Here is a 15,875-nt window from a genome sequence, read left to right as displayed (position 1 = left end):
CACACCACAAGAAGGGAACGAGGCCCCGGCGAACGACCATCGACGGCCGTGATCACGGCACGGAATAGGCGGGTGTCAGCCGATGTCCCAAGAGGCCAGACTCGTGCTGCAGTGCAAGCAGCGGAACAGGTAGGCCGCCGGCTCGCCAGCGCGGTCCAGCCCCCGCAAGAACCCCTCGGTATCTGCCGGCGACCAGCCGTAACACCGGTGATCCGCACGGAGCATGGCGAGGGCCTCTGGGTAGGCTTCAAGCTCGCGATACCCGGCAGGGCCGAGAAAGGCCGCGCCGTCACCACAGTGGTACAGCCAGGCCTCCTGCTGCCAACCCGCAAAGCCGGGAGTGCGTCGGGTGATTTCTTCGACGACCGACAGAGGCACGTCGTCGGGGACGTCAACGGCATCGCTGAACATCGCAGCCATGTCGGAGTCCCCATCGCCTCCGCCTGAGATGCTCAGCGCCAGCGACGCTGCCCCGGACTCGATGCAGTGAAGGCAGAGGGAATCAGGTTGCCGACCGTAGACAGGGCCTTGATAGCGGATCTGTCGATCCATGCCACAGACACTGCAGACATGGTCGGTGCGCAACGCAGACCCGGAGGCCAGCGGATCGGGGTGGTATCGAAAGGTCGGCTCTGCCACGGGACCATCATCCCAACCAGAAACGGGCACCGCGAAGCTGGTATCCATTTGCCGCGATGCGGCACCCGCTCACGCGAAGATCAGGCGCCGGCCCCGGTCACTGCCCACCGCAGGCGTGACATGCCGGGGCAGGACGTGAACCTGGCGCCCTCGAAGCGCTCGGCATTTGCTCTCAACTACCCTGCAAAATCTCAGGTGTTGGAGGCGTTGGCGAGGCGCTCAGCTATGGCGCTTCCGTTACGCCGTTCCGTGACGCCCGCCGCTGGCGGTAGGCCGCACCCGGCAACGGTCCGAGCAGTACACCGCCTCCGCCGCCATCGTCTGCGGCAGCGGATCACCACACTCCCGGCAGTACCGCCGAGCCGCCTCGCCAGTCACCGCAACTCAGATCATCCAGGCGCACGCACCTCACGGCCAGGGATCAAAAACACCTACTGAAGGAGTCACCACTCGTACGCCCACGGTGTGTCGACGAGGCCGTCACGACCACCGGCGCCGACCGTCCCGCCTCGAGCAGAGCCTCCGCGGTCATCTCCACCAGCCACACCGCCATGTCCGGCGACCACTCCCGTGTGCGACAGCCGATCCGTACGACCTCGCGCATCCCGTGCGTGTGCACCGTCCGGCCGAGGTCGAGGTCCAATCCCGTGAGCCCGTCCACCGTCGCGGGTGTGCGGGCCTCCGCGTCCACGGCTCCCTGGGCCCTCTCCCGTATCGCTTCGACCAGGGCGGGCGCGTCGTGTTCGGCCGGTCCGCCCTCGCCCGGACGGCAGGACACGGTCACGGTCACCTCGTGACGGGCGTCCGGATCCGTCAGCTCGAACCACGGCGCGAGCTCGATCTGGTGGAAGGCCGTGTCGCGCTCCGTGGCCTGGAGGGGCAGCATCGCGTGCAGGCCCGTGAACGTCACCGTTCCGACGCGGGCCAGGGTGTCGGACAACACGAGCGCGATCGGACGCACGGGAACCCCCGGACGAGGTGCTTCCGTGCAGATTCCCGCCGCCAGCCACGCCAGTTGGTGCACGTCGCCGTCCTGGGTCCAGTCGCCCCCGGCGTCTTCGTGCTCCCACGCCGTCGGCTCGTGCTCCGCCGTGACCTGGCCGTCCTCGTGCAGCTGACCGCCAACGGTCCGCCAACCGTACGAACCGGCCCGGTCCACGGCGAGGAAGAAGGTCTCTTCCTCGACACGGCCCTTGCCTCCGATCCCACCCCCGCTTTCGGACCGTTCGAACCACGCGTGGAGGCGCAGCGTCCCGTGCAGGCCGACGATGACGGAAGGGGGAAACACAGGCGGATACTCCCGGAAGAAGACGCAGGCGGTGCCGGAGGATCAGCTTTACATAAGCTAGCGACATGTCCGAGGAATCTCCCCTGATACGAAGCCTGCGCGCGGCCGTCGACGCGGCGCCGCACGACATCCCGCTGCGGCTGCACCTGGCGGAGTTGCTGCTGGGCGCGGGAGCGCAGCACGCCGCCATCGCCGAGGCGGCCGTCGCCCTGCAACACGCTCCCGGCGACACCGGTGCCCGCGCGCTGATGACTCGGGCCATGGGCGCGGCCGTTCCCGTGGACACGCAGGGGGCGGAGACTCCGCACGATCCCACGCAGCCGGCCTCGACACCGGCCCCGACGCCCGCACCCGAGCCGTCAGCGCCGGAGGAGCAGGCCACCGGCTTCGACTGGCGCGCCGCCGCGGACCAGGTGGGCGACGTGATCCCGCCCCGCTTCATCGGAGGCGAAACCGGGACCGAGACCGGAGCCGGGATCGAAATCGGTTCCGGGCCCGACGGCGGGGCCGGGACGGAGGCCCCCCTCACCGCCGACGGCAGCGGCGACCCCGGTAACGCCTCCGCCTGGGATGTCGACGCCCCCGGCACGCTCCGCCTGGCGGACGTCGGAGGCATGCGGGAGGTCAAGGAGCGGCTGGAGGCCGCGTTCCTCGCGCCCATGCGCAACCCCGAACTGCGCAAGCTCTACGGCAAGAGCCTGCGCGGCGGCCTGCTCCTGTACGGGCCGCCCGGCTGCGGCAAGACGTTCATCGCCCGCGCCATCGCCGGCGAACTCGGCGCGAACTTCCTCTCCGTGTCGATCGACGACGTCCTCGACATGTGGATCGGCAACTCCGAGCGCAACATGCACGAGATCTTCCGGACCGCCCGCCGCAAGGCCCCCTGCGTGGTCTTCCTCGACGAACTCGACGCGCTGGGCGCCAAACGCAGCCGCACCCAGCACAGCGGCCTGCGCAACACGGTCAACCAGCTGCTCAGCGAGCTCGACGGCATCGACTTCGCGGCCAACGAAGGCGTCTTCGTGCTCGCGGCCACCAACGTGCCCTGGGACGTGGACATCGCGCTGCGCCGCCCCGGACGCCTGGACCGCACTCTGCTCGTACTGCCGCCGGACGCCCCCGCCCGCGAGGCCATCCTCCGCTACCACCTGCGCGAACGGCCCGTCGAGAACGTCGATCTGGGCAAGCTGGTCAAGGCGACGGACGGCCTGTCGGGTGCCGACCTGGCCCACGTGTGCGAGGCGGCCGCCGAGAGCGCGCTGCTCGACTCGGCCCGCACCGGCACGGTCCGCATGATCGGTATGAAGGACCTCCTGTCGGCCGTCAGGCAGATCGTCCCGTCCACCGAGCCCTGGTTCGCCGCCGCCCGCAACGTCGCCCTGTACGCGAACGACGGCGGCATGTACGACGACCTCGTCACCTACCTGAAGAAGAAGCGGAAGCTGTGAGCGCGCTGCACCCCACCGTCGAGCAGGCACAGGCCCTGATCGAGCTCGAACGCCACGACCAGGCACGGGAGTTGCTGGCCCGAAGACTCGCGGAGGACCCGGGCGACGTACGCGCCTGGGTCAAGATGGGCTACTGCCATCTGAACGCCCAGGACCCCGGCCAGGCGGCGACCGCGGCCGACGAGGCCCTCAAACGGGATCCCGAGGACTACGGAGCCCTGCTGCTCCGCGCCGACGCGCTGGTCCGCGACAACGGCTGGCTCAAGGTCCAGCCGGTCCTCCGTGAGGCGATCCGCGTCGCGCCGCACGAGCCGCACGCCTATGCCATGCTCGCCGACGCCGTGTGGCGGGAGTCGCTGGTCCGGTTCGCCAAGGAGTCCGGGGCCCGAGAGCTCAGCACCCATGACATGGACCGCATCTCGCGTGACGCGGCGGACCTGGCGATGGAGGCACTGCGCCTGGGCCCGGAGCACCTCTACGCCCACGAGATAGCCCACCGCATCGCCAGCGCCGCAGGCAACGGCACGGTCGCCGACCAGCTCGACGAGGCCATCCTCCGCATCGACCCCGGCCACTCCGAGGCCCTCGCCCGCCAGACGGCGAAAGCCGCCCGCGCACCGGGCGTCGGCGCCGCCCAGGCCGCGGAGCTGTACGCGGACGCGCTCGCGACCGAGCCCGGCTCGGCGACCATGCGACAGGAACTCGACCACGCCACCTACCGGTTGCTGCGCGGCACCCGGTGGCTCGCGGTGCTGTGCGTGGTCCTCGCGGGCGCCATGGTCAACGTCTTCCCCTCCGAGGACGAGCCCGCCCCGGAGCTGCCCGTCCCGATCGGGCAGCGCCTGTGGTGTCTCGTCCTGATGGGGGCGGTCTGGGCCTTCGGCGCCTGGCGCCGCTACCGCCGGCTGCGCACCGGCATCCGCCTCAACGTCCGCTCGCTGCTCCGCCGCGGCCGCTGGGCTCGCGTGGTCGTCGCCCAGGCCGCCTGGGCCGTGCTCTGCGCCCTGCTGATCGCCGAGGTCCCCTGGACGGACCTGTCGATCCCCCAACTGCTCTTCTGGGCGGGCCTGGTCCCGACGGCCGCCACGATCTGGTTCGACCGGAAGAAGCGGGGCTAAGCCGCCGGTGGGACCTGGCGCGTACGCGGACGTGCGCACGTACGCGCCAGGCCTCGCTCAGGCGTCCCGCTCAGGACAGGATCTCGACGTACCCGTCGGTCCCATGGACACGGATCCGCTGACCGTCCCGGATGAGGCGGGTGGCCTGTTCCACGCCCACGATGGCCGGCAGGCCGTACTCGCGGGCGATCACCGCTCCGTGCGTCATCAGGCCGCCCACCTCCGTCACCAGGCCCGCGATGCCCACGAACAGCGGGGTCCAGCTGGGGTCGGTGAAGGGTGTGACCAGGATGTCTCCGGCCTCCAGATCGGCGTCCGCCATGTCGAGGACGACGCGGGCCCTGCCCTCGACGGTCCCGGCGGACACCGGCAGACCGGTCAGGGCGCCGGCCGGCACGTCGTCGCGACGGTACGCGCCGGTGACGGCCTCGCCCTCCGACGTGAGGACCCGCGGCGGCGTCAGCGCGGCATACGAACGGAACGCCTCCTTGCGACGCTGGATGAGGCCGTCGTCCACCTGACGCGAGCGGACGGCGTCGCGGAACTCCTGGAACGTGAGGTGGAAGACGTCCTCGGCCGCACGGATCACCCCGGCCCGCTCCAAGCGTCCGGCCTCCGCCAGCAAGGCCTGCTTGTACACGAAATAGCGGCAGACGATGCCGTACTTGGGGTACTCCCGGTATCCGACGAAGGCCCGGACCTGGTCGATCATGCGCTTGACCGCGTCGGCCTTCCGCTCACCGTCCGGCAGCGCCCGCAGGCGCGACAGCACGTCCTCCTCCTTGGCCCGCGCCTTCTGCCGCCCCTGCTCGAAGCGCAGCTCCGCGGCGCCGGGCGCGAAGTTCCGTACGTTGTCGAGGAGTACGGGCACGAGCGTCGTGGGGCGTTCGCTCCACCGCGGCCTCGTGATGTCGATCTCCCCGACGCAGCGCATGCCGTACCGGTTCAGATACGCCTCGATGGCGTCGCGCGCCTCGGCGCCGCCCGCGACCTTCGTCAGCCCGTCGAGGAAGTCCTCGTCCTCGACGTCCCGCAGGTACGCGACGACCTCGGGATGCGGGCGGACCGCGTCGGCGACGTCGAGCAACTCAAGGCCCATCTCCGACGTGATGTTGTCGGGGGCGGACAGAGTGAGCGTGTCGGCCGCGTTCTTCTCGCCCAGCCACTCGAGAAGCTTGTCGTTGAGCCACCAGGTGGCCTCCATCCCCGCCATGATCGCGCGGAAGCTCAACGGGTCGCCGAGGACCCGCTTGTGCTCCTCGAAGGCCTCCGACAGGAAGTCGAAGAGCTCCGGTCCGCTCTTCGTGCGGATGTCGCGCCGCAGGGCCGCGACGGAGGTCTCGCTGCGCTCGATCAGCTCGGCGACGATGGCCGGGTCGGCCTCCTCGGGCATCGACATGTCGTCTCCGGACGCCGAGGTGGCGGTGGCTGGGGCACCGCTGCCCGGAAGGGCTCCGTCGGGCTCCGCGTCCGGCAGCGCGGGGATGAAGTCTGCGCGGTCGATGACCGTCTCCAGCGCGTCCCTGATCAGCGGGTCGCCCCGCCCCAGCAGGTCCAGCAGGGCGGCCCGGCTGTCCGGTGAGGCGAGGCGCTGGGTGACGTCCACGAAGAGCCGGCCGGCGGCCTCGTGCATCGGCACCATCGCCGTCCGCTGCCACATGGAGTACCCCAGCGGCTTCATGGGGTCCGTCATCATCTGCTGATGACCCACGGAGACGTAGACGTGGTTGTCCTGGTCGCCGGTCTCCGGGATCGGGAACAGCGTGGTGATCGGCCGGCTCTGGACGATCTGGAAACCCTCGTCGGAGAGGCACCATTCGATGTCCTGCGGGCGGCCGAAGTGCGCCTCGATGCGCCGCCCGAGCCGTACGAGCTCCAGGGCTTGGGCGTCCGACAGCGCCGGCTGCTCCTGCTGCCGTGCGTCGACCGTCACCTCCCGCGTCCCGCCCCCGTCCAGCGCGTGCACGGCACGCTGCTTGGCGGCGATCGTCCTCTCCACGACGCGGTCGTCCCGCACCTTGAAGACGTCCGGGTTCACCAGGCCGGAGACCAGGGCCTCGCCGAGACCGAAGCCGGCGTCCACGGTGGCCTGCCCGCGGTTGCCCGTGACGGGGTCGGCGGTGAAGAGGATGCCGGACGCCCGGGCGAAGACCATCTGCTGCACGACCACGGCCATACGGACGGTCCGGTGGTCGACGCCGCTGCGCCGGCGGTAGGTCACGGCTCGCTCGGTGAAGACCGAGGCCCAGCACCGGCTGATGTGCCGGAGGATCGCCGCGGGACCGACGACGTTGAGATATGTGTCCTGCTGCCCTGCGAAGGACGCCGTCGGACGGTCCTCCGCGGTCGCGCTGGACCGTACGGCGTAGGCGGCTTCGTCGCCTGCCCTGCTGAGCGCGTCGGTGATCTCCGCCGCGAGGTCGTCCGGGACGGCGACCTCTTCGATGGCCTTGCGGATCTCCGCGCTGAGCGTGCGGACCGCCTCGGCGGCACCCGGCGCGTCCGGGTCCAGGTCCGACAGCCGGTCGAGCAGTCCGTCGAGGGAGGGTGCCTCCGCGACGATCCGCTGGAAGGCGTCGGTCGTGACACAGAAGCCCGGCGGGACGCGGACGCCCTCGATCCGGGACAGGGCGCCCAGGTGCGCGCCCTTGCCGCCGACGACCGCGACCTGTTCCGCGTCGACCTCTCGAAGATCCAGTACGTGTCGCTCGCTCATCGCGTCCCCGTTCCCCTCGGCGTTCCCGCTGTTTCGACGACACCGCGTCTCTGGTGCACACACATCGACATCGACGACAAGACAGGCACGCCGTACTCCTATTTCCGCAGGTGGTGGCTCGGCGGATGATTGTGCGTCACGACCGGGGCCTTGCGGCAAGCCCCCCGGTGAGCTATAAGTTGAGAGTGGCAAGGAGAGCTCTCCTTGCCTTTGCTGTTTTCGGGCCCAGGTACGGTCGGCCCCATCACTCTCCGGATCGGTCGAGTTGGCCGGCCAGGTCGGTCAGGTCGTCGGCGTACAGGTCGAATCGGTCCGAGGACGTGGGCGGGTCGCCGACGGGACGGGCGATGTAGGCGGTGCGCAGGCCCATACGCTGTGCTCCGCGCAGGTCCCAGGCGTGGGCGGCGACCATCAGGAGGCGCTCCGGGGCTCCTGCGGAGACCGTGACGGCCAGTTGGTAGACGGCGGGATCCGGCTTGTACGTCCGGGCGTCCTCGGCGGACAGGGCCTGGTGCCAACGCAGCCCGGCGTGGGCGTTGAGCCCCAGCAGCGCCGTCCGGCTGGCGTTGGAGAGCCCGATCAGTGGGAATCCCGCGGCGATGCGGGCCAGCCCCGACACGGTGTCGTGCCACGGCGGCAGTCTCCGTGCGGACAGGGCCAGCTGTGCCACCGCTTCCGGATCGCCGGTTCCGGCGGCGTCGGCGACGAGCCGGGCGGCCTCCAGATCGATGGCGTCACTGGGTACGTAGGGCCGGTCGCCGTCGAGGACGCGCTGCTGCTCCCGTGCGACGTGCTCCTGCCACAGCGACAGCAGCTTCTCGACCCGGGCGTCGTCGAGCGACGGGTCGAGCGCGCGGATGCCGGCGCGGATGCCGGAGGGTTCGTCGACGAGCGTGCCGAGCACGTCGAACACGCAGGCGTCGATCTGCGGCACTGGCATGGAAGGTCTCCTGAGGTCGTCAGCGGCCGAGCGGGCGGCGGGGGAGAGGAGAGGAGTAGACGACGCTCGTCGTCACCGAACCCAGTGCGCCGATCCGCCCCGAGACCTCCTCCAGATGCTGCATCGAGCGTGCGGTGACCTTGATGACGAAGCAGTCGTCACCCGTGACGTGGTGCGCTTCGAGGATCTCGGGCGTCGTCTCGACCAGGTCGTGGAAGGGCTTGTAATTGCCGTTGGGGTACCGGAGCCGTACGAAGGCGAGGATGGGCAGGCCGAGCCGCTCCGGGTCGATCACGGCCGCGTATCCCTGGATGACGCCTGCCTCCTCCAAGCGGCGCACCCGCTCGGTGACGGCGCTGGCGGACATCGAGACGGCGCGCGCCAGTTCGGCATAGCTGGCGCGGCCCTCGCGCTGGAGGACGTCGAGTATGCGCCAGTCGGTGGCGTCCGTGGAATAGCCGGTCATGTCCGAGAGGTAACAGGGAAATCCCCGGCCGATCAAGAGGTGGGCCGGGATCAACAGGGCCGGATGCGCCGGTGGCCGTCCGCAACGGGACATGGGCACGGGCCGGCTGAGGGCGGCCGGCCGGGGTGAGCGGTGAGATGCCCGCCCGGGCCGGTGGTGCGCGTACTCGCCGGTGACCTGCGCCGACGAGTACGCGCGGGGGAGCGGGACGCTCCGGGCGTTCGGGAGGGGCTGGGGCTCGTCGGGCCCGTGGCCCTGCGGAGCCGAGGGCCCGTCAGACTCCCGCGATGCTCTGGATCCAGGAGCGGTACGCGGTGACGTTCGTGTACGCCGTCGTGGTCTGACGGTCACTGGTGGAGGCGACGCCGACCTGCACGCCGTTCGCCGTCATCGGGCCGCCGGAGTCGCCGCCCGCGGTGATGCCGTTGCCGCGCCGGGCGCAGATCGCCTGGCCCTGGTACGCGTCGCGACAGCCGCCGGTCACCACGACATCGGCGACCTTCAGGAGCCGGGACTGGCAGTTGATCTCCTGGCCGCACTGGGAGGTCGCGCCCCAGCCGTAGACCTGGACGGTCTGGCCCACCGAGACGGAACCCGGGTTGCCGAGGCGCGAGTAGGTGCCGGGCACGGAGCGGTCCAGCCTGACCAGGGCGAGGTCGGCGCTCGGGTGGGTCTGGACGCTGATGCCGTTGGCCGTGGTGCCGCCCGACGTCTGGTCGAGGCTGCCGATGCGGAACGACAGGCCGCCGCCGCTGACGCAGTGCTTCGCGGTGAGGATCCAGGTGGGCGCGATGATCGTGGAGCTGCAGGTCTGCTGACCGTTGGAGAAGAGCCTGGCCGCCCAGGGCGCGTTGCTCGCGTAGCCGCCGCCGATGATCGGCTGGGGGGAGCTGACCGCCGCCGCCTTGGGCGCTTCGCCGCTCGCCGCCGCCTGGGCCGCTGCCGTGGGGGCGAGCCCCAGAACGGCGAGGGCGGTGGCCGCGAGCGCGGGTACGAGTCTGGATATTCGCACGTTCGTCTCCATTGTGTGGGGAGGGGACGTCCTGGTGAGGACGCCTGCATAGATATGCAGGTGCGCCCGGCTGGGAGGCGGGTATCTCCTGTCGCGGGCATGCCATTTCGGCTGGGGGTGAATCTGGCAGAGGAGTTGTGGGGGCGCAAGAGTCCGGGGGGTGTCAGTGGTACGGAGGGGAGGTGGGGTGGTGGCGGGTAACGGACGCACGAATGCGTGAGATTGCCACTGACTGCATGATGAAACGGAAGCTGGTCCGGACCAACTCCCCGGCCGACGCCTATGGATGACCGGGAATTCGACGGTCGGGCGACCGATACGCCGGGGATCATCCCTTCAGGCCGCGGATGCCCGCCCGTAGATTTTTTGCCATGAACAACACGCACACGATGAGCACCACGGAAGCCGGTCGGACCGCTGGCGCGCCGCTGACCGGCAACCCCGTCCTGCGGGTCCCGCCCGCGTCACCCGCGGCGGCCGCCGCGTACTTCGGGGCGAGCCTCGCCTTCCACGCCGACGTCTCCGACGTGGCGTCCGCGCTCGCCTCTGACGGCGACCCCGGCTTCGTCGTCATCGACACCCGCTCCACCGAGTCCTGGGACCAAGGCCACGTGCCGGGCGCGATCCACCTGCCCACCGCCCTGATCCCGGAGCAGGCCGAAACGCTGCTCGACAAGTCGGTGCCGGTGGTCACCTACTGCTGGGGGCCGGGCTGCAACGGCGCGACCCGCGCCTCCCTCGCACTCGCCCAACTGGGCTTCCAGGTCAAGGAGATGCTGGGCGGGTTCGAGTACTGGGCACGCGAAGGCTTCGCGTTCGATACGTGGGAGGGCCGCGAACAGCACACCCCCGACGCCCTGACCGCACCGGTCGCCGCGGAAGACTGCGGCTGCTGAGGCGACGGGTCGTGCGCGGAGAGCGCGGCCCGCCGCCGTGCGTAGGACGACACACGCACCGTCGTACGGGGCGGCAGGGGAGAGGAGTCCATGATGGCGGCGTCCGCCTTGGCTCGTTCCCGCCCCGCCGCCCAGCGTCGTCACAACTTCGACAACTCCTCGACCAGGTCGTCGAGGCCGAGCGAACCCTGTGAAAGCGCCGCCATGTGCCACGCCTTGGCGTCGAACGCGTCGCCGTGGCGTCGGCGCGCGTTCTCCCGGCCCAGCAGCCAGGCGCGCTCGCCCAGCTTGTAGCCGATCGCCTGGCCGGGGATCGTCAGATAGCGCGTCATCTCGCTCGCCACGAAGTCCGTGGGACGGCTGCAGTGCGCGCCGAAGAACTCCTGGGCAAGGTCCGGCGTCCAGCGCTCGCCCGGGTGGAAGGGTGAGTCGGCCGGGATCTCCAGCTCCAGATGCATGCCGATGTCGACGATGACCCGCAATGCGCGCATCATCTGGGCGTCCAGATAGCCGAGTCTGCGCTCGGGGTCGGTGAGGAAGCCCAGCTCGTCCATGAGCCGCTCCGCGTACAGCGCCCAGCCCTCGGCGTTGGCGCTGACGATGCCCACGGTCGCCTGGTAGCGGGAGAGGTTCTCCGCGACGTGCGCCCACTGGGCCAGCTGGAGGTGGTGGCCCGGCACGCCCTCGTGGTACCAGGTGGAGACGAGGTCGTAGACCGGGAAGCGCGTCTCGCCCATCGTCGGCAGCCAGGTGCGGCCGGGGCGCGAGAAGTCCTCGGTCGGGGCCGTGTAGTAGGGGGCGGCCGCGCCGCCGGGCGGGGCGATGTGCGACTCCACCTTCCTTACCCGCTCCGCGAGTTCGAAGTGCGTGCCGTCCAGCGCGTCGATCGCCTCGTCCATCAGCCGCTGCAGCCAGACCCGTACCTCGTCCACGCCCTCGATGTGCGCGCCGTGCTCGTCGAGATGGGCGAGCGCCACCCACGGCGTGGCCGCACCGGGCAGGATCTTCTCGGCCTCGGCGCGCATCTCCGCGAGCAGCCGGTGGAACTCCGACCAGCCGTACGCGTATGCCTCGTCGAGGTCCAGGTCGGTGCCGTTGCACTCGCGGGAGAGCCGGGCGTAGCGCTCGCGGCCCACGACGTCGGGGGCGCCCTCGATCGCGGGGGCGTAGACGTCTCGCATCCAGTCGCGCAGCGCCACCACCGAAGCGGTGGCGGCCCGCGCCGCGGTGTCCAGGTCGGCGCGCGACGCCTCGGGGCCGGCGGACACGAAGTCCTCGAACCAGCCGCGGCCGTCCGCATCCCCGCCGCTCTCACCCGCCCACTCGGTGAGCTGCTCGATGAACGTGGCCGTCGGGCGCGGCGGCCCGAACAGCTTGCGTTCCAGGCCCAGTTCGAGGCAGGCGCGATAACCCTCCAGGGCGGTGGGCACGGCCCGGAGCCGCTCGGCGATCGCCGCCCAGTCCGCGTCCGTCTCCATGGGGGTCACGGTGAAGATCTCCCGCACCTGGTGCGGCACCGTGTGCAGATTGCCGACGGCCCGGAGCTCTTCGTCCGCCTCGTGCACGGCCAGCTGCGCGGTGAGCCGCTCGCGCAGCAGCCGGCCGCAGCGGCGCTCGATCTCGCGGTCCGCGCCGGGCCTGAGTTCCGCCTCGTCCAGCCGGGCCAACGTGGTGCGCGCCAGCCGCGCCAGGGCCTCCCGGCCCTCAGGAGAGGTGTCGGGAAGCCTGCTGTTGCTCTCCTCGACGCCGAGATACGTGCCCGTGATGGGGTCGAGGGCGATCAGTTCGTCGACGAAGGCGTCCGCGACGGCGCGGGGCAGGGGGCCGGTGTTCGCATGGGGGGTACTCGTGGCTGACATGCGGACATCCTCGTACGGCGAGGGGGTGCGCGTCACCATGATTCACTGAGCGGATCCAGCACGTCCGCGGCGACGGCGTCGGGCGGGAGCAGCGGGCCGCAGGCCCACTGCTGGAAGATCAACCGGGTTTCCACGCGCGCCACTTCGCGCCGCACGGTGAACTCGTCCAGGACGAGCCGCTGAAGATCCGCCGGGCTCGCCACGGCCACGTGCACCAGGAAGTCCTCGGGCCCGGTGAGGTGGAACAGCGACATCGACTCGGGCAGGGCCCTGACCCGCTCCACGAACGGCCCCACGAGATCGCGGCGGTGCGGCCGCACCTGCACCGACAGGAGCGCTTCAAGGCCACGGCCGAGCTTCGCCGGGTCGAGTCGCAGCTGGTGTCCGAGAATCACCCCCGAACGCCGCAGCCGCGTCACGCGGTCCAGGCACGTGGACGGCGCGACGCCCACCTGCGCCGCGAGGTCGCGGTACGTGGTCCGGGCGTCGTTCTGCAACAGACGCAGTATGTGGAGGTCCACCGGGTCCAGTGCGACGGAATCGGCCATCGGCCGAACGTAGCACGGTGATCCGTCGCCGGTCCCCGGCGGATGTTCAGCCTGGGCGACATGGAAGCGAACACCGGGACAGCCCCGCACGAGCCCCTCGTCGGCACCACGTCACCGCAGCGCGCCCTGGCCACCGAGGCGGTGCACGCGGGCCGGGACGATCTGGCCGAAATGGGCCTGCACGCCCCGCCGATCGATCTCTCCACCACCTACCCCTCGCGGGACAGCCGCGGCGAGGCCGCCCGTATCGACGCCTTCGCCGCCGAAGGGATCCTCGACGACGGACCGCCCGTCTACGCGCGGCTGGGCAACCCCACCGTCGCCCGCTTCGAGACCGCCCTGGCCCGCCTCGAAGGGACCGAGAGCGCGGTCGCGTTCGCCAGCGGCATGGCCGCGCTGACCGCCGTCCTCCTCATGCGGGGCGCCGCACGCCTGCGCCATGTCGTGGCCGTGCGGCCGCTGTACGGCTGCAGCGACCACCTGCTCACCGCTGGCCTGGTCGGCACCGAGGTCACCTGGGTGGACCCGGCGGGCATCGCCGACGCCATCCGCCCCGAGACGGGCCTGGTGATGGTCGAGACGCCCGCCAACCCCACCCTCGCCGAACTCGACCTCGGCGCGGTCGCGCGGGCCTGCGGCACGGTGCCGCTGCTCGCCGACAACACCTTCGCGACCCCCGTGTTGCAGCGACCGGCCGAGAGCGGCGCCCGTCTGGTGCTGCACAGCGCCACGAAGTACCTGGGCGGGCACGGCGACGTACTGGGCGGAGTCGTCGCCTGCGACGAGGAGTTCGCGCGCGGGCTGCGCCAAGTGCGGTTCGCCACGGGCGGGGTGCTGCATCCGCTCGCCGGATATCTGCTGCTGCGCGGTCTGTCCACCCTGCCGGTACGGGTGAAGGCGGCGTCGGCGACCGCCGCGGAGCTGGCGCGGCGCCTCGCCGACGACCCGCGGGTGATCCGTGTCCACTACCCGCGGCTCGGCGGCGCCATGATCGCCTTCGAGGTGGAAGGCGATCCGCACGAGGTGATCGGCGGAGTGCGGCTGATCACCCCGGCGGTGAGCCTCGGCAGCGTCGACTCGCTCATCCAGCACCCGGCCTCCATCAGCCACCGCGTCGTGGACCCGGCGGACCGGCGTTCGTCCGGCGTGAGCGAGCGGCTGCTGAGGATGTCCTGCGGCCTGGAGGACGTCGAGGACCTGTGGAGCGACCTGGACCGGGCGCTCGGTCCGATCCGGGGCGTCGCTCCCGCCGTGGCGACGGTCAGCGCTCCGCCTGCGTACGGTGACCGACCCGGTCGTCGCGATGGCGAGCGGAGTCGTACGGCAGCCGCGAACTGACCGGAGTGGCGTCCAAGCGGGCCGTGATCACCAGCGTGCCCTCCTCGATCTGGTAGTCGAGCGGCAGGCCGAGGCCCCGCATCGCGGCCACCATGCCGGTGTTGGACGCCTGCGTCACCGCGTACACGCTCTCGCAGCCGGCCTCGACCGCCATCGTCACCAGGCGGCCGATGAGTTGGCCGCCGATGCCGCGCCGCTGCCAGTCGTCCTCGACGAGCAGCGCGACCTCCGTCTCGTCGCCGTCCCAGAGGAGGTGCCCGAGGCCGACGATCCGCCCCGAGGCGGTGCGCACCGCGAGCGTGCGGCCGAACCGGGGGCTGAGCAGGTGGTGGAGGTAGCGGTCGGCGTCGCGCACGGGGCCGTGGTAGCGCAGGTCCAGCGTGCGCGGCGAGCAGCGCTCGTGCATGGCCTTGGCGGCCTCGATGTCGGCGGTGTCGGCGCGCCGCACGGTGATGGAGTTGCCCTCGGGGAGCGTCAGGACGTCCTGGCTGTGCGGGATGCGCGGGCCGAGCCGCGTGTCGAGCTCCACCAAGGCCCGGGCGCGTGCGAACTCCGTGGGCGTGAACGGCAGATACGGCCGCTCCACGGTGATGACCTCACCGTCGGGCCCGTTCAGCCGCAGCACCGTCCCGTCCAGCACGCCGTCGCCCGGTGCTCCCTCCGCGGCCTCGTCCCGTCGTGCCACGGAACGCGCGGCGGCGGGCAGCGAACGGATGGTGCAGCGGCCGAGCAAGTGCCGCAGGGCGAGCGGGAGTTCGGAGGCGTCGAGGGCGGTGCGGGTGGCCAGGCCGAGGATGCGGGTGGGGGCGTCCACCAGGTCGTGGGCGTCGGCGCGCTCGATCCAGGTGCCGGTGCCGCCGGCCCGGGCGATCGACCGGGTGATTTCGGTGCCGGACAGCTGCGTGGGGGCGCGCAGCAGGAACTCGTCGACGGTGCCGTCGGCCAGCGGATGCGCCTGCAGGCTGAGGATGTCCACGGCGCGCTCGGCGAGTACGACGCACAGCGCGGCGAGCGACCCCGGCTCGTCCCGCACGGTCGTCCGCATCCGCCACAGCGTGGTCGCGCCCGCGTCCGGCTCCCGGCCGGCGGACGGGTGTGCCGCGAGCGCCCGGGGGGCCTCGGCGGAGGGCGTCGCGGGCCCGGCCTGCTCCGCGTCCGCGGGCGGCCGGGCGCCGGTATCGTGCGCCGTCGGCGGTGCGTGGTTGTGGCGCCGTGCCCACCATGTGTGGAAACCGACCGTGGCGAGGAGCACCACGGCCGACATCACCAGGAGGGCGGGCCCGTCCGGGCCGTGCCCCACCATGTTCGCCACCGCGTCGGCCACCGCCACGGCGGTGAACAGCGCGGCCAGTTCCACCACGTCGCGCCGCCAGTGATGGACGGGACGGCCGTGCTTGGTGCGTCGGGTCACGTCATGCAGGTCGGTTCTCATGTGGCCACTGTGCTCGACCGGTGTTGCGTGGTCGCGAACGCCCTGTGACTGATGGGTAAAGAGGCCATCTGACCCATTTGGCGGATGTGTTCCCGAGGGTCTCACGGCTCGGGTCGCCGCCGGGCCCGGGCGGTCCGGGGTGGCGTCCGGCGCGGGCCGGCCCGGTCACCGACCG

At 71.4% G+C, this 15,875-nt stretch carries 13 protein-coding genes; 4 read left to right on the top strand and 9 right to left on the bottom strand.

The annotated features are described in order from the left end of the window. Positions 1 to 75 precede the first annotated feature (75 nt). Positions 76 to 639 carry a CbrC family protein gene (locus tag ACZ6B8_RS17615; protein WP_471607753.1) on the bottom strand — a complete coding sequence of 188 codons (564 nt, stop codon included), beginning with the start codon at positions 637 to 639 and terminating at the stop codon, positions 76 to 78. Between the two features lie 421 nt (positions 640 to 1,060). Further along, entirely contained in the window at positions 1,061 to 1,927 is an 867-nt protein-coding gene (locus ACZ6B8_RS17610) for a hypothetical protein (protein WP_471607752.1), read from the bottom strand. Positions 1,928 to 1,992: 65 nt separating this feature from the next. Between ACZ6B8_RS17610 and ACZ6B8_RS17605 the strand changes: the two genes are divergently transcribed. Together ACZ6B8_RS17605 and ACZ6B8_RS17600 are read left to right on the top strand one after the other, a co-directional pair. Next, entirely contained in the window at positions 1,993 to 3,375 is a 1,383-nt protein-coding gene (locus tag ACZ6B8_RS17605; RefSeq protein WP_471607751.1) for an ATP-binding protein, read from the top strand. Continuing rightward, on the top strand, positions 3,372 to 4,493 hold the full coding sequence (locus ACZ6B8_RS17600; RefSeq protein ID WP_471083248.1) for a tetratricopeptide repeat protein: 1,122 nt from the start codon (positions 3,372 to 3,374) through the stop codon (positions 4,491 to 4,493). The genes ACZ6B8_RS17605 and ACZ6B8_RS17600 overlap by 4 nt, the downstream gene beginning before the upstream one ends. A gap of 70 nt (positions 4,494 to 4,563) precedes the next feature. Here ACZ6B8_RS17600 and rph read toward each other — a convergent pair whose 3' ends face one another. The 4 genes from rph to ACZ6B8_RS17580 form a co-directional block, all read right to left on the bottom strand. Continuing rightward, a complete protein-coding gene (gene rph, locus ACZ6B8_RS17595; RefSeq protein WP_471607750.1) occupies positions 4,564 to 7,209 on the bottom strand; it encodes a rifamycin-inactivating phosphotransferase in 2,646 nt (881 codons plus the stop codon). Between the two features lie 244 nt (positions 7,210 to 7,453). Beyond that, complete coding sequence (locus ACZ6B8_RS17590; RefSeq protein ID WP_471607749.1) at positions 7,454 to 8,149, bottom strand: haloacid dehalogenase type II; 696 nt, start codon at positions 8,147 to 8,149, stop codon at positions 7,454 to 7,456. A gap of 19 nt (positions 8,150 to 8,168) precedes the next feature. After that, positions 8,169 to 8,615: an Lrp/AsnC family transcriptional regulator gene (locus tag ACZ6B8_RS17585; protein ID WP_355806755.1), complete on the bottom strand. Its 447-nt coding sequence runs from the start codon at positions 8,613 to 8,615 to the stop codon at positions 8,169 to 8,171. A gap of 274 nt (positions 8,616 to 8,889) precedes the next feature. Next, positions 8,890 to 9,627, bottom strand: coding sequence for a S1 family peptidase (locus tag ACZ6B8_RS17580; protein WP_471083257.1), 738 nt, complete (start codon positions 9,625 to 9,627; stop codon positions 8,890 to 8,892). Positions 9,628 to 10,016: 389 nt separating this feature from the next. Between ACZ6B8_RS17580 and ACZ6B8_RS17575 the strand changes: the two genes are divergently transcribed. Further along, entirely contained in the window at positions 10,017 to 10,523 is a 507-nt protein-coding gene (locus ACZ6B8_RS17575; protein WP_471607924.1) for a rhodanese-like domain-containing protein, read from the top strand. A gap of 140 nt (positions 10,524 to 10,663) precedes the next feature. Here ACZ6B8_RS17575 and ACZ6B8_RS17570 read toward each other — a convergent pair whose 3' ends face one another. Both ACZ6B8_RS17570 and ACZ6B8_RS17565 read right to left on the bottom strand, forming a co-directional pair. Continuing rightward, positions 10,664 to 12,382 (bottom strand): DUF885 domain-containing protein, encoded by a 1,719-nt coding sequence (locus tag ACZ6B8_RS17570; RefSeq protein ID WP_471083260.1) that lies wholly within the window; start codon positions 12,380 to 12,382, stop codon positions 10,664 to 10,666. A gap of 32 nt (positions 12,383 to 12,414) precedes the next feature. Continuing rightward, positions 12,415 to 12,930 carry an Lrp/AsnC family transcriptional regulator gene (locus tag ACZ6B8_RS17565; protein WP_471083263.1) on the bottom strand — a complete coding sequence of 172 codons (516 nt, stop codon included), beginning with the start codon at positions 12,928 to 12,930 and terminating at the stop codon, positions 12,415 to 12,417. Between the two features lie 60 nt (positions 12,931 to 12,990). On the opposite strand from ACZ6B8_RS17565, the gene ACZ6B8_RS17560 reads away from it, so the two are divergent. Continuing rightward, positions 12,991 to 14,268 carry a trans-sulfuration enzyme family protein gene (locus ACZ6B8_RS17560; protein ID WP_471607748.1) on the top strand — a complete coding sequence of 426 codons (1,278 nt, stop codon included), beginning with the start codon at positions 12,991 to 12,993 and terminating at the stop codon, positions 14,266 to 14,268. On the opposite strand, the gene ACZ6B8_RS17555 is transcribed toward ACZ6B8_RS17560, so the two are convergent. After that, on the bottom strand, positions 14,192 to 15,700 hold the full coding sequence (locus ACZ6B8_RS17555) for a GNAT family N-acetyltransferase (protein ID WP_471607747.1): 1,509 nt from the start codon (positions 15,698 to 15,700) through the stop codon (positions 14,192 to 14,194). The two genes, ACZ6B8_RS17560 and ACZ6B8_RS17555, sit on opposite strands and share 77 nt — an antisense overlap. Between the last annotated feature and the right edge of the window lie 175 nt (positions 15,701 to 15,875).

The organism is Streptomyces sp. NPDC041122 (assembly GCF_055592445.1).
Note: the sequence above shows the minus strand (reverse complement) of the source record. Positions and strands in the feature narration are given on the sequence as shown.

Bases quoted from the DNA above. Each gene is read 5' to 3' on its own strand.
- ACZ6B8_RS17605 (WP_471607751.1), top strand. From the start codon at position 1,993: ATGTCCGAGGAATCTCCCCTGATACGAAGCCTGCGCGCGGCCGTCGAC.
- rph (WP_471607750.1), bottom strand. From the start codon at position 7,209: ATGAGCGAGCGACACGTACTGGATCTTCGAGAGGTCGACGCGGAACAG.
- ACZ6B8_RS17590 (WP_471607749.1), bottom strand. From the start codon at position 8,149: ATGCCAGTGCCGCAGATCGACGCCTGCGTGTTCGACGTGCTCGGCACG.
- ACZ6B8_RS17585 (WP_355806755.1), bottom strand. From the start codon at position 8,615: ATGACCGGCTATTCCACGGACGCCACCGACTGGCGCATACTCGACGTC.
- ACZ6B8_RS17575 (WP_471607924.1), top strand. From the start codon at position 10,017: ATGAGCACCACGGAAGCCGGTCGGACCGCTGGCGCGCCGCTGACCGGC.
- ACZ6B8_RS17570 (WP_471083260.1), bottom strand. From the start codon at position 12,382: ATGTCAGCCACGAGTACCCCCCATGCGAACACCGGCCCCCTGCCCCGC.
- ACZ6B8_RS17565 (WP_471083263.1), bottom strand. From the start codon at position 12,930: ATGGCCGATTCCGTCGCACTGGACCCGGTGGACCTCCACATACTGCGT.
- ACZ6B8_RS17560 (WP_471607748.1), top strand. From the start codon at position 12,991: ATGGAAGCGAACACCGGGACAGCCCCGCACGAGCCCCTCGTCGGCACC.
- ACZ6B8_RS17555 (WP_471607747.1), bottom strand. From the start codon at position 15,700: ATGAGAACCGACCTGCATGACGTGACCCGACGCACCAAGCACGGCCGT.